We start from the raw sequence: 11,743 nt of genomic DNA, 5'->3' as shown, positions 1-11,743 counted from the left end.
GAGCACGGGGTGAACTGGTCCTACCAGTTTTTGCGACGGGTACTGGTTATTGACGGCTTTGCCCGGCTAGATTGAAGCAGGTGATCGAAGTGGTCCTACCAGCAGGAGGGTACGCAGTGGGTACTGAAGGCAAGGCCAAGGTCGCCGACCAGGTTGCCGAACGGGTCGAGCGGTTGATCGTCGACGGCGTGCTCAAGGTGGGCCAGGCCCTGCCGTCGGAGCGGCGCCTGGTGGACAAGCTGGGCTGCTCGCGCTCGGCGCTGCGTGAGGGCCTGCGCATCCTGCGCGGGCGCGGCATCATCGACACCGAGCAGGGGCGGGGCTCGTTCGTTGCCGACCTGACGGGCCATGCGGGCGCCACGCCGTTGATGCACCTGTTCGGCTCGCAGCCGCGTACGCTGTTCGACCTGCTGGAAGTGCGGGCGTTGCTGGAAGCCGAATCGGCGCGCCTGGCGGCACTGCGGGCAACCGAGGTCGACCGTTTGCTGATCCGCCGGCGCTATGAAGAGATGCTGGCTGCGCACGAAGCCCCCGAAGCGATCGATGCCCGTGAACATGCCCGCCGCGACCATGCCTTTCACCGGGCGATCAGCGAGGCTTCGCACAACCCGGTGCTGGTGCATACCTTGCAATCGCTCAGTGACCTGACCTTGAGCACGGTGTTCGCCTCGGTCAACAACCTGTATTGCCGGCCGGCGCAGAAGCGCCAGATCGACCGCCAGCATGCGCGGTTGTATCACGCGGTGATGGAGCAGTTGCCCGAGCAGGCGCAGCGCGCGGCGCGCGAGCATATCAACGGGATCCGCGACAGTTTGCGGGAGATCGAGCAGGAAGAGCAGCGGCTGGTAAGGGCTACCATGCGCATGGATGGCTGGGGGTGAATGTATGCCTGTGCCGGCCTCTTCGCGGGCAAGCCCGCGAAGAGGCCGGTGCAGGATTAGCTCAATCAATGATCGGCTATGCGGTCATCCTGCGAGAGGAGGGCCCGGGCCAGCTCTTCATCATTGGCCTGCAGGCCTGGGTTGTCCTTGCGGGCCTGTTCCAGCGCCGACTCCACATAGGCGCCACGGATTGCACCACCGCTGGCGACGTAGGCCGAAAGCTCGTCACGCGCCGGGATGATCCGTTTGTCGTCCTTGAAGGTCGAGTAAAGCGAAGCGGAAACACCGGCCGAGGTTGCGACGTCGCCTGCGTCGACGTCAGCCAGGGCAGCACCGGCAGGCAGCAGGAGCAGCAGCGCAGGGGCGAGGAGTAGGTGGCGCATGGTGTGTTCTCCAGTAGCGTGAAGCCCAAGTAATTGAACCACTCAGTGATTAAGAAAGCGCAGGTGGGGAGGTAGTTCCCTTCGTATCGGAAACAGGCATTGACCCTGTTGAGCCAGGCGTGATCTGCTCGGGCTGCTGGCCCAATCATTCAATGGATGAAGGTTCTCCCCATGCCCGACTACAAGCTGCATTGCTTCGCCGAATCCGGTAACGCCTACAAGGCCGCCCTGATGCTTGAACTCACAGGCCAGGACTGGCAGCCGGTGTTTGTCGATTTCTTCAATGGCCAGACTCGCGAACAAGCCTGGCGCGACGACGTGAACGAACAGGGCGAGGTGCCGGTGCTGGAACACGCCGGCAAATCCTTTACCCAGTCTGCGCTGATCCTCGACTACCTCGCGGAGAAAACCGGGCAGTTCGGCCCCAGCGACGAAGACGAAAAGCGCGAGATCTGGCGCTGGATGCTGTTCGATAACCATAAGTTCACCAGCTACTACGCGGCGCTGCGTTTTCTTTTCTGCCTGAAGAAAACCGGTGAAACGGATGTGACCCGGTTCCTGCGTGAACGTGCCATGGCGGCCTACCGTATCGTCGACGCGCACCTGGCGAAGACACCGTTCATGGTCGGTGGCCGGCTGACGATCGCTGACCTGTCGCTGGCCGGGTATGTGTTCATGCCGGAGGACACTGGCATTGCGTTGGCGCAGTTCACCCACATCGAGGCATGGAAAGCGCGAATCCAGGCGTTGCCAGGGTGGAAGCACCCGTATGAACTGATGCCCCGCGCGGCATCCTGAGCAATCCGGCTCGCCGGGCCATGGTGCAGTGGGCCTTTGGCGAGCCAGCCATTCTGATGGCCGGTCGGTGACAAGCGCAGCGGCGTGGCTACGCTCAAAAATCAAGAAACATCCCGAAATATTTGGCCGGCAGGCCCTGAAGGATCTCGTTCAACCGCTGCAGATGGAAGGCCGCGCTGGTTAGCAAGTCGCCCCATGGGGGGCCGGAAATCACAGGGTGCGTCGTGCAACCCGGTGCTACTCCAAGCGGAGGCATCATGATGCTCAGGAAATGCTTGTTGGCTTTGGCTATCGGTACAGTGTTGTCGGCTTCAGCCGTGTTGGTGCCGGACTCCATTGGCGGTACCTCCAGCGCGTATGCGAAGGATGGTGGCGGCGGCGGTAGTGGTGGTGGCGGTGGCCATGGCGGCGGAGGTGGTGGTAGTGGTGGTGGCCATGGTGGCGGCGGTGGTAGTGGCGGCGGCGGTGGCCATGGCGGTGGAGGTGGCGGTAGCGGCGGTGGTGGCTCGGGTGGTGGCCACGGCGGCAGTGGCAGCGGGCACAGTGGCGATGGTGGTGGGCATGATGGCAGCGGACGCAATGGTGCAGATGATGGTGCCGACCACGAGGCCAACCACGAAGCCAATCATGAGGCGAATCACGATGTGGGCGAGCCCCACGGTGTAGGGCATGGCGCCGACGATGGGGCTGAGCATGACGTTGGGGACGATCGCGGAGGCGACCGGAACTAGCAATTTGGGTGTCTGTGTCGGCCTCTTCGCGGGCACGCCCGCTCCCACAGGTATCGCGCCGCTTTCAAGGTTGGCGCAGCACCTGTGGGAGCGGGCGTGCCCGCGAAGAGGCCCGAACAGGCCATAGAGCGGCTTCCAGCGGTCTCAAGCATGCGGCACGCTCCGAGGCACTACCCCACCTGCATACTGCGGCTTCAGATGCCCCTGCTCATCCAGCAGATAGGCATCCATCACCTCCCGCACAACCGGCCCTGCCACCCGCCCGCCGGCTTCGCCGTTCTCGATCATAACCGCCACCACGACACTCGGGTGATCAGCCGGGGCAAAGCCTACGAACAGGGCGTTGTCGCGGTGCCGCTCCAGGGTCTTGTCGCGGTTGTAGCGTTCGCCCTGCTTGATCGCCACCACCTGCGCGGTGCCGCTCTTGCCGGCAATCCGGTATTGCGCACCGGCTGCGGCAGCGCGGGCGATGCCGCGCGGGTCGTGCATGACCATCTGCATGCCCTGGCTGACCTGGTCCCAGGCGTGCCTGTCGTGCAGCACGATATTGGGCATCGGGTTGGGATCTACCGGCGTATCGCCGCCCACGGTCATGGCCAGGTGCGGGCGGTGCCACACGCCCTTGCTCGCCAGCAGGCTGGTGGCCTGGGCCAGCTGCAGCGGGGTGACCTGCATGTAGCCCTGGCCGATGCCCAGGATCAGCGTCTCGCCCGGGAACCAGGCCTGGCGCCGGGTGGCGCGCTTCCACTCGGCCGACGGCATCAGCCCGGACGCTTCCTCGAACATGTCCAGCGACACCTTCTGGCCCAGGCCGAACTCGGCCATGTAGTCGTGCAGGCGGTCGATGCCCAGCTTGTGCGCCAGGTCATAGAAGTAGGTGTCGTTGGAACGCATGATGGCGGTGTACATATCCACCCAGCCATCGCCGCTGCGGTTCCAGTTGCGGTACTTGTGGTCGTAGTTGGGCAGCTCGTAGTAGCCCGGGTCGAACACCCGGCTGCCCGGGGTGATCACGCCGCTGTCGAGGCCGGCGATGGCCACCTCCGGCTTCACCGTCGAACCGGGGGCATACAGGCCGCGCAGCACGCGGTTGAACAGCGGGCGGTCGATGGAATCGCGCAGGGCGGCGTATTGTTTGAAGCTGATGCCCTTGACGAACAGGTTGGGGTCGAAGCTGGGGTTGCTGACCATCGCCAGCACGTCGCCATTGGCCGGGTCGAGCACCACCACCGAGCCGCGGCGGTCGCCCAGGGCCTTTTCCGCGGCCAGTTGCAGGTGGGCGTCCAGGGTCAGGACGATGTCCTGGCCCGGGATCGGGTCCTTGTGGTTGAGCACGCGCATCACTCGGCCCTGGGCGTTGGTCTCGACCTCCTCGTAGCCCACGTGGCCATGCAGCTGGCTTTCGTAGAAGTGCTCGATGCCGGTCTTGCCGATCGACTGGGTGCCCCGGTACTCGGTGCTGTCGAGGGTCTTGGCCTCTTTCTCGTTGATGCGCCCCACATAGCCCACCGAGTGGGCGAAATGCTCGGCCAGCGGGTACTCGCGGATGAACTGTGGTTCCACCTCCAGGCCTGGCAGGCGGAACTGGTTCACCGCCACCAGGGCTATCTGCTCTTCGCTCAGGCCGACCATCAGCGTCACCGGCTCGAACGGCTTGCGGCCACGGCGCAGGTCCTTGTCGAACTGCTTGCGGTCATCCTCGCTCAGGTTCAGCACCTGGGCCAGGGTATCGAGCACCTTGGCCGTGTCGCCGCCGGCCCGCTCGCGGGTCATGGTCAGGTCGAAGCTGGGCTTGTTGTCGGCCAGCACCACGCCGTTGCGGTCGTAGATCAGCCCGCGCTCGGGGGCGATGGGCAGCACGTGCACGCGGTTGTTTTCCGATACGGCGGTCTGCTGGTCGTGTTGCAGCACCTGCAGCACATAGAGCCGGCCCACCAGGACGGCGACCAGGCTGAAGACCAGGGCGGCGCAGGCCAGAAGCCGGCGGTTGACCAGGTGCTTTTCCTTTTCGTGGTCCTTGAGGGGTATGGGTTGCGGCATCGGGGTTCTGTCTGCTGATGGTGTGGCTGGGTGAGGTGTGAGCGCTGTGGGAGCGGGCGTGCCCGCGAATGGGCTGCGCAGCGGCCCCGGGGGGCGGTGATGCTACGCAAGGTAGTGAGCCCCCTCAAGGTGAAGGCCTGCGGCAGCAGAAGCGAAGAGGGCTGCCACGCCCGCAATCAGGGCGCTCGCCAGCAAAATGAAGATTTGTTCATGGCGGGAGTGCGTTGGTGGGGTTGGCTGAAAGCCGGACGTGATTGAACGGAGGTATTGGTCAAGCGCTAGAAAGCTTGTGCGTGCCTCTGCGGGAGAAACTGTCGGGCGCAATGTGGGAGATTGCCCAGCCCTTTTGGGCTGCGCTGTCGCGCAGAGAACAAATATCGCTCTTTGTAGGAGCAGCCTTGTGCTGCGAAGAGGCCGGTACTGACAAAGCCTGTCTATTGTCTGTACCGGCCTCTTCGCAGCACAAGGCTGCTCCTACAGAACCTCACTAAACCCAATAAGTCATGTGTTGTTCTACGAGAGCGGGCGATCTCGCGAACACGGGCACAGCCCGTGCCATCTACCGCGATGTTGGCTTGGTAATCAGGAGCCTTCCTGAATCAGCGATACATGTGATGGTCCATGACGGTGAGCTAGGCCCCCGGCAGGCAGCATGATGTAGTGCAGCGTACTATGAGTACTTGGCTCTAGGCGTTGAAATAGCCTTATTGCGTCGCAAAGAAAGCTCATTCTTAGTCCGTTCTTTCACAGGAAAGGAAGTACTCGAACTTGCTAAGGTCAAATAATCCATTCGTCTTTTTTTCGATTTTTTTTGCAGCTTGCAAATCAATAGGGTGTTCATCGTAGAGTTGATCTGAGTCTTCCCCTATTCTGAGTATTGAGCGTAGTTCGTTTACCTCAATATGGTTGATAAATTCGAACTCTCCAATGTATTTTTCAGTATATTTGTCAAATACGGAGATTGAATATTTTACTTTAGGGGGCATGGCTCAATTCTCTTGGTCGATTTAGGGGGCGGTATCTGCACTCCTATCTCAGGATAAAAAGCCCAGAAATGTCTCTAGCTGACTCGAAGCTGGATGTGGTCGCTGTGCTTTGAATTTATAGAACGAAGCAGATCTAAAGCTTTCTGTGATTATTTATTTTCTGGTTAAGTAGTGTTCTGCTTGTTGAGAGGTCTAAATAAACTGCGCTGGAAATCGGTATGCTGTTTCTAGGACTCGAAAGGAAACGCTCTACGCCTTCTTCAAGAGCCTTGAGAAGTTCAAAGCGGTTTACCTTGATTTTTAAGATTCCCTCATGGTTTATTAAGATTGTCTCCCGTTGCTGTTTAAATTTGATGCGAAATGAAGAGTCGGCCGCGATAAACTCAAAATATTTATTGTTCCTGGTTAGTCCGTCAATCAATGATATGATTGAGAGGTATATCATGTTTGAATGTTTGGGGTTCAGTTTTGAGGTTATGCAGAGATTTTCTGAGATGAGGGAAATGTCGCCTTGGTCGAATTCGTTTGCAAAAAGAGACTCATCTATGCGTGTAAATTCGAATGCAATCATGGTTACTCGCTTCTGACTGGGTGAACAGTAATGGTTCTATTGCTGTCGTTGATATCGAAAATGCCGCGAGTACTGGATCTCCGCCAACTTCGTTTGGTCGCGGGTTTCTCCTCCGCTAATCCTAAGGCCATATAATTCGCGTTGCAGATAATCTATACATCCTCATTAGCATTCAGGCCGGCGGTCTTAGGTCATCGAACTAAGAAAAATTCAGCGTATTGAATAGCTTCGGCGTCCTCTGTATAGGTAATGGTGAATACTATTTGATTTTCCATTATTTGCAGGTTTTTAATGCTGATTTTTCTGTTGCTCAAGGTTGCTGCGTAGAATGCGAGTGCTTGTATTTGTCGCTCTAATTGATCTGCGTGTGTAAGCAATTGTTTATTTGCAGTCTGTTCTAGGTCGGAAAAATATTTTTCATATTTTTTATAGTGCTGAGTTGGGAGAAATGTCCCGGAAATGACTTTCTCGGCTATAGCAGGGTTCTCAACGCTACCAATGCACATGTTCTGAGTGTCCATGATTTTAATAGCATTCGGCTTCGTTATGGGCATTTCGTAGTTTCTCCTAATGCGCTCGCTAGGCTTTTTTTGGGTTTCTATCGCTGAAAATATTTACTCCGTCAGGATGAATTTGGCACTTGCTGGAGAGTGCTTCAGGTTATTTTTTAATGAGCAAAAAAATATCGGTGTAGTTGTCGTTGGTTAGGTTTTTAATTTTTTGAGGTCGTCATTCTTTTTGATCGGCGATCCATGAAGAAATGTCCTGCTGCGCTAGGCTGATATCTGAAATCTTCATGATCAAACAAAGCTCTTCGAAATCGTCAATTGAGTTGTGGTTTATAGCGTATTCGCTGACATCTTCAGTGATGACAACTCTCAAGATGTTTCCTGTTCTTGTGTTCTTTGCTGAAAATATCGGATTTGCATCCATGAATGGAGTGCCGTCGGCAAAATGAGCGCTGTAATGAGGGCTCGTAAAGTCTTTGGCTATAGAGCGCCGCTTCTGAAGTTCGTTGTTGAAAATTTCAAAAAAATACTCTTCTAGTTGCTTGTAGCTTTCTGGGTTTGTTAGATAGTCTGTGTGCATTTCATTGCTCCGTGTAAGCCTTGTCTGATCTAATCTCGATGTCGACACGTTCGTAAGATTTCTGAGCGGTTGATTTGGATGTACAACTCTCTTGCAATTTCGGAGATAAAGATGTAGAGGTAGTTGCTTCTGGCAGAGTAGAGTGTTGCCGTAGCAATCCTTTGTATTGCTTAGTCAGTGCTGGCAAAGAAATTGCGTTTTGTTCCAATATCTGCATTGCCTTATCTAGAAGTATCAATGGTAGACCTGTCTGGGCACCGTACAGGTCAACGAGGATGATTTGTTTTCTAGCGTGGCAAGAATTTCAGCTCTATTCATGATGGTTGCACCGTCAGGTCGGATTATTTCTTGATCTAATTTCCTTCAAGTGTTTTTGCAGTGCTCTTAAGTCTGGCGGGTTTTTTCTTGCGCTCTGTGAACTCACCCAAGAAGAAACTTTTGACTTTATGAGTTCTATCCCTTCTTGCGTGAGGTCACTCATTCGAAGTTCGGTGTCGATAAATTTGTTTTCCTGGTCGAGTATGGTTTTAGTTAGTAGGCCTTCCTCTAGAAAGAAGAGCCGCAGGGTCGTTAAAAGTCGTATGGCTATTTCTTGGCTTGGCAGGTCCGGGACAAGCTCATTGTGTTCATTGAAGGTCTGATACCGTTGAGCTTCAGATTTGATGGTGCCCCAAATTAGTGGGTCTTTCGTCATTTTATGGTTCTCTGATAATTTTTAGAGGGCCCTGTTTAGGTACTAGGTTTTCGAATGCCGGCGTGTCGCCTTCCCACACATATCAGGTGAGCCACCGTTGGCATCGATGATAGCGATGGGCAGGTTATCGCTGTTGTAGGTGTAATGTGCCTTGTTTTTCAAACTTTATTAGCCAATGTGTGAGTTTTTAAAGATCAGTACTATCTCGTATTCTCTAAGTACTATCCGGCGATCGCGAGAAGCAAAGCCGTTTGATGCTTGTCAAAGTACATGTATATTGTCGAGCTCTACGGTCAACTCTCCGGATGGAGTAGCGATCATTGTGAGCTCTAACGTAAGGTCCGATTTGCCTTCGGCTTTAGACCATAGAGGGCAGGTGACGGACCATGCCTTAGGTATTGAGTTTATAATTTCTATAATAATTGCAGATGTTAATTCGCTCCAGGGTACTGGTATCAGTGTTTCTCCGTATTCTTCAATGGCATGTTCTATTTCTTCAGCATTGAGTCTGACTCCATTGCACATGTTTGATAATGACTCATAGTCCGCCGATGCAAGCAGGTCGGTGATATCGTGCAATTTTTTAATGATTAGTTTGTGTTCTACGTGCATTTTGAATATTCATCTGTGCGTGTAAATTCGAATGCAATCATGGTTGCTCGCTTCTGAAGTTTCCGCCTCAGGTAATTTCTTCAAAGTCGTGTGTGACCTCTATCGGTGTCGTCAACTGATCTACCTTAGCGCCGTTTAATTAAATACTCATAGTGGGGGGGTAGTGGTTATGTATGTAGTCTATTGAGGCAAAGATGGAGAGATCAGCAGAGATAAATCTAATTTCATCACTGTGGTTCTCGTCAAAGCTGTATTTTATATTTAATTCACAATTGTTTTTTGTAAGTATTGCTCCGCAATATCTCCAGTCGTCATCAATTAGTATGTAGCATTCTTGTTGGAGTAATTCATTTTTGATGTGGTTAAAGAAATCGGCGGTGGAGGAGAAGTCTTCATTGGTAGATGAAGGCCAGTGTGTTGCCCCGATTGCTCGGATCAACTTGTCAGTTTCTTGTAGATCTAGTTGCGTGGTGCAATTTTTTGCGTTTGAGATCAGGTTCTCCATTTTTGACCTGAACTTATCTAGGTGCTTACTTTTCTGTGCTTTTCTGTAAAGCAATTCTTTTTTATAGTTATCGACTTTCATTGGTGGCACTCCTTTGCATAAAGTGCTTTGCCTTTTCATGCTGAATACGTGGGTGCTCGTGCTTACCCGTTCCTGCCTACCAGTGAGCTTTATCTAGGTGGCAACTCGATTGTTCGCGAATTTAACTGAATATTTTATTTATGAGTTCCGGGTTGCCCAAGGCGATTGCACCTCCTTCAGGGTCATCAAACTCTCCGACAGGAAGTATAAGAATATTTGTGCTATTCTCGCTTGTAGGCAATAATTCAAGTGGGTTCCTATGGCTATTGTATTTCCATCCACGTTCAAGAAGATTTTTTATGGTTTCTCTGTTGTCTGATATTAATAGGTGGAACTTTGGTCTAAGTTGTAATATGTGTGCGATTTTAGAAAAGTCAGGATTGAAGATTTGTACAGATCCAAAAAATTGGACGTTATCATCTTCGCGTAATTGAAACTCCTCGGAGCGTATTCCCGATGGGATACTGACTCCGTTTTTTTGCAACCCTTTCCAAAGTCCATAGTATTCAATTATTTTGTTGGACTTCACCATTCCTCCGTTACTTGCTAACAACCAAGCTTCGTGTGCGGGGCATGTCTCAATTATCCGCTTGTAAAGTTTTTTCATTGCTGTGGCGTGAGCCAGCGTTAGAGGTGTTAGATGATGGAGTGAGAGTGCCCCGGACAATACAATGTTGGAGCGTGTTTGGTCTGCTTTTAAATTGAAAATTTCATTTTCAAGAAAAACATTTGTAGCGATGTCAAATTCTTTTTTAGTTGTCATGGTGGTGTTTTCATCGTCGAAGTGAGGTGAGGCCTGTTTAAGGTGTTAATTTAGAATCGCATAAACTCTGACAATGTCCTCATTGCAGGTAGGATCAAAAAAACGGCTTTCATAAAATGTGAATAACGGGCTAAGTCCACATGACTCGAACTGCCCTTGAACCAATTTTGTTTCCAATGATGCGTCTGATTTTTGTTTTGACTTAAATTTATTTGAAAAGTCATCCATTGTGGAGTTTGAGTTAACAAAAAAATTAGGTATTGGAGGTTCGGTTCTGCTTGAAAAGTCAAAGTTCGTGTAGGAGATAGCCAGAAAGCGCTCCCTGAGGTCGTAGCCTTTGTTTCGCATATGTAGTAATGCAGAGTTGAGTACAAAGAATGCTGTTCTTATAAGGATGTTTGAGGCTTCGATTTCCTTTAAGTCAGCCCCTAGCTTTACTAGTTTTATGTATCTTGAGATCAGTGGGAATTCTTCGAATGTTTCGTAAGTATCCAGAAATACATCGAGATCAATGTAAGGCTCATTCTCTACTAAAGTATCAAACGTTTTTCGTATGTTCATTTTTAATGCTCCATCCGTGATCGTTTAACTGGTCGCCATGGCTTTTCACCAGGCAACCCATGGCGTCGAATTCGAAGCGGGTGATGCGGTCGCCATCGATACGATGGGTGGGCTGGTTGCTGCTTTGATCGTAGAGGATCGGTGACCTGCTTGTCGAAGCCGGTTCCCATAATCAATCGCCCGGCTTTGAAAGGAAACGCTCTACGTATTCATCAGATGTTTCTTACGCGAAAGGCCTGTTTCAACGAGACTTCATCGTCTTCGTCTCCATCCTCAAGGCACCTAAATTTCGCATCGGACAAAAATGTTGAAAATAAGCCATATAAATAGGGGGTGGGGAACAAAATCTCTAACCATGCACGTGTGTCGTCGCATTTTTGGAGTCTCGCATCATAGCTGCCAATCGAGTTGAATTTAGGGTCTTTTATATGAATCTCGTAATCGCTTCTTTTGGTGCATGCTCCGCTCTCTAACAGTTTGTCAAATAAATTCTGCAATGTTTTAGGTTCTTCAAAAACAAGTTTGTATTCGTAGCTCATGATCCGTGTGGCCTTCCTCGTACAATTGGTAGGTCTGCTGGGTTGCATATGCCGAAATAGGGCTGATTCGGGTCTGGGGAGGTGAACCCATGGTCATTAAGTTGGTTGCCCCCAAGATCTTCTTTGTGAATGTGTGCGTTATTTCCAGATTCATAAGCGCATGGACATTTGTTTTCATATTTATGGATTCTAACTTCCGAGCCGTCAAGGTGTCTCCAGGTCTCATTAATGCCATTATCTTTCGTCCTCAAGAAGCTAGCTTGAGTTAGTTTTGAACCGGCTTTGACTACACTGTGCCCTTTCATTTTTGGTAGGTCGGATACAGCGGAAAGGCCTAGAGGGTCTACCCATAGTGCAGCGCGGTCCCAATATCAAAATACTGCCCTTGAAAGCGTAGCGGATTACGAATCTCCGCCCACTTCGCCCCGTCACTCCGCTGCTCCACCGCCAAACCAGTCCACCCGCCGCATCGATGGCGACCGCAATTTCAAACTGCTAGTGATTGTTTA

The 11,743-nt window shown here is 52.3% G+C and carries 15 protein-coding genes; 2 read left to right on the top strand and 13 right to left on the bottom strand.

The window, feature by feature from the left end:
• Positions 1-116 precede the first annotated feature (116 nt).
• Entirely contained in the window at positions 117-881 is a 765-nt protein-coding gene (gene glcC / locus E5221_RS16945; protein ID WP_061551702.1) for a transcriptional regulator GlcC, read from the top strand.
• Positions 882-946: 65 nt separating this feature from the next.
• Here glcC and E5221_RS16940 read toward each other — a convergent pair whose 3' ends face one another.
• Positions 947-1,264, bottom strand: a complete 318-nt coding sequence (locus E5221_RS16940) for a DUF2388 domain-containing protein (RefSeq protein ID WP_003260922.1) — start codon at positions 1,262-1,264, stop codon at positions 947-949.
• A gap of 171 nt (positions 1,265-1,435) precedes the next feature.
• Between E5221_RS16940 and E5221_RS16935 the strand changes: the two genes are divergently transcribed.
• Positions 1,436-2,062: a glutathione S-transferase gene (locus E5221_RS16935; protein ID WP_061305479.1), complete on the top strand. Its 627-nt coding sequence runs from the start codon at positions 1,436-1,438 to the stop codon at positions 2,060-2,062.
• Positions 2,063-2,156: 94 nt separating this feature from the next.
• On the opposite strand, the gene E5221_RS16930 is transcribed toward E5221_RS16935, so the two are convergent.
• The 12 genes from E5221_RS16930 to E5221_RS16875 form a co-directional block, all read right to left on the bottom strand.
• Entirely contained in the window at positions 2,157-2,399 is a 243-nt protein-coding gene (locus E5221_RS16930) for a hypothetical protein (protein ID WP_052261066.1), read from the bottom strand.
• Positions 2,374-2,757, bottom strand: coding sequence for a hypothetical protein (locus E5221_RS16925; protein WP_247846042.1), 384 nt, complete (start codon positions 2,755-2,757; stop codon positions 2,374-2,376). Before E5221_RS16925 ends, E5221_RS16930 begins: the two co-directional genes overlap by 26 nt.
• A gap of 180 nt (positions 2,758-2,937) precedes the next feature.
• Positions 2,938-4,833 carry a penicillin-binding protein 2 gene (gene mrdA / locus E5221_RS16920; protein ID WP_247846041.1) on the bottom strand — a complete coding sequence of 632 codons (1,896 nt, stop codon included), beginning with the start codon at positions 4,831-4,833 and terminating at the stop codon, positions 2,938-2,940.
• Positions 4,834-5,952: 1,119 nt separating this feature from the next.
• Entirely contained in the window at positions 5,953-6,390 is a 438-nt protein-coding gene (locus E5221_RS16915) for a hypothetical protein (protein ID WP_247846040.1), read from the bottom strand.
• 191 nt (positions 6,391-6,581) lie between these two features.
• Complete coding sequence (locus E5221_RS16910) at positions 6,582-6,944, bottom strand: hypothetical protein (protein ID WP_191472521.1); 363 nt, start codon at positions 6,942-6,944, stop codon at positions 6,582-6,584.
• A 175-nt stretch (positions 6,945-7,119) separates the two neighbouring features.
• A complete protein-coding gene (locus E5221_RS16905) occupies positions 7,120-7,479 on the bottom strand; it encodes a hypothetical protein (protein WP_247846039.1) in 360 nt (119 codons plus the stop codon).
• A gap of 331 nt (positions 7,480-7,810) precedes the next feature.
• Positions 7,811-8,173 carry a hypothetical protein gene (locus E5221_RS16900; protein WP_247846038.1) on the bottom strand — a complete coding sequence of 121 codons (363 nt, stop codon included), beginning with the start codon at positions 8,171-8,173 and terminating at the stop codon, positions 7,811-7,813.
• Positions 8,174-8,434: 261 nt separating this feature from the next.
• Positions 8,435-8,785: a hypothetical protein gene (locus tag E5221_RS16895; RefSeq protein ID WP_137188577.1), complete on the bottom strand. Its 351-nt coding sequence runs from the start codon at positions 8,783-8,785 to the stop codon at positions 8,435-8,437.
• A 139-nt stretch (positions 8,786-8,924) separates the two neighbouring features.
• On the bottom strand, positions 8,925-9,371 hold the full coding sequence (locus E5221_RS16890) for a hypothetical protein (RefSeq protein WP_247846036.1): 447 nt from the start codon (positions 9,369-9,371) through the stop codon (positions 8,925-8,927).
• Between the two features lie 121 nt (positions 9,372-9,492).
• Entirely contained in the window at positions 9,493-10,134 is a 642-nt protein-coding gene (locus E5221_RS16885; RefSeq protein WP_144050976.1) for a hypothetical protein, read from the bottom strand.
• A 45-nt stretch (positions 10,135-10,179) separates the two neighbouring features.
• Positions 10,180-10,695, bottom strand: coding sequence for an Imm15 family immunity protein (locus tag E5221_RS16880; RefSeq protein ID WP_247846034.1), 516 nt, complete (start codon positions 10,693-10,695; stop codon positions 10,180-10,182).
• A gap of 212 nt (positions 10,696-10,907) precedes the next feature.
• Positions 10,908-11,234 carry a hypothetical protein gene (locus E5221_RS16875; protein ID WP_015270782.1) on the bottom strand — a complete coding sequence of 109 codons (327 nt, stop codon included), beginning with the start codon at positions 11,232-11,234 and terminating at the stop codon, positions 10,908-10,910.
• Positions 11,235-11,743 lie beyond the last annotated feature (509 nt).

The sequence above is a fragment of the Pseudomonas sp. A2 genome (genome assembly GCF_023100865.1).
Classification (GTDB): domain Bacteria; phylum Pseudomonadota; class Gammaproteobacteria; order Pseudomonadales; family Pseudomonadaceae; genus Aquipseudomonas; species Aquipseudomonas asiatica.
The sequence above is the reverse complement of the archived record's forward strand: the minus strand, read 5'-3'. Positions and strand labels throughout refer to the sequence as shown.

Bases quoted from the DNA above. Each gene is read 5' to 3' on its own strand.
- E5221_RS16905 (WP_247846039.1), bottom strand. From the start codon at position 7,479: ATGCACACAGACTATCTAACAAACCCAGAAAGCTACAAGCAACTAGAA.
- E5221_RS16940 (WP_003260922.1), bottom strand. From the start codon at position 1,264: ATGCGCCACCTACTCCTCGCCCCTGCGCTGCTGCTCCTGCTGCCTGCC.
- E5221_RS16895 (WP_137188577.1), bottom strand. From the start codon at position 8,785: ATGCACGTAGAACACAAACTAATCATTAAAAAATTGCACGATATCACC.
- E5221_RS16900 (WP_247846038.1), bottom strand. From the start codon at position 8,173: ATGACGAAAGACCCACTAATTTGGGGCACCATCAAATCTGAAGCTCAA.
- E5221_RS16875 (WP_015270782.1), bottom strand. From the start codon at position 11,234: ATGAGCTACGAATACAAACTTGTTTTTGAAGAACCTAAAACATTGCAG.
- E5221_RS16890 (WP_247846036.1), bottom strand. From the start codon at position 9,371: ATGAAAGTCGATAACTATAAAAAAGAATTGCTTTACAGAAAAGCACAG.
- E5221_RS16880 (WP_247846034.1), bottom strand. From the start codon at position 10,695: ATGAACATACGAAAAACGTTTGATACTTTAGTAGAGAATGAGCCTTAC.
- E5221_RS16925 (WP_247846042.1), bottom strand. From the start codon at position 2,757: ATGCTCAGCCCCATCGTCGGCGCCATGCCCTACACCGTGGGGCTCGCC.
- E5221_RS16910 (WP_191472521.1), bottom strand. From the start codon at position 6,944: ATGCCCATAACGAAGCCGAATGCTATTAAAATCATGGACACTCAGAAC.
- E5221_RS16885 (WP_144050976.1), bottom strand. From the start codon at position 10,134: ATGACAACTAAAAAAGAATTTGACATCGCTACAAATGTTTTTCTTGAA.
- E5221_RS16915 (WP_247846040.1), bottom strand. From the start codon at position 6,390: ATGATTGCATTCGAATTTACACGCATAGATGAGTCTCTTTTTGCAAAC.
- E5221_RS16930 (WP_052261066.1), bottom strand. From the start codon at position 2,399: ATGGAGTCCGGCACCAACACGGCTGAAGCCGACAACACTGTACCGATA.
- mrdA (WP_247846041.1), bottom strand. From the start codon at position 4,833: ATGCCGCAACCCATACCCCTCAAGGACCACGAAAAGGAAAAGCACCTG.
- E5221_RS16935 (WP_061305479.1), top strand. From the start codon at position 1,436: ATGCCCGACTACAAGCTGCATTGCTTCGCCGAATCCGGTAACGCCTAC.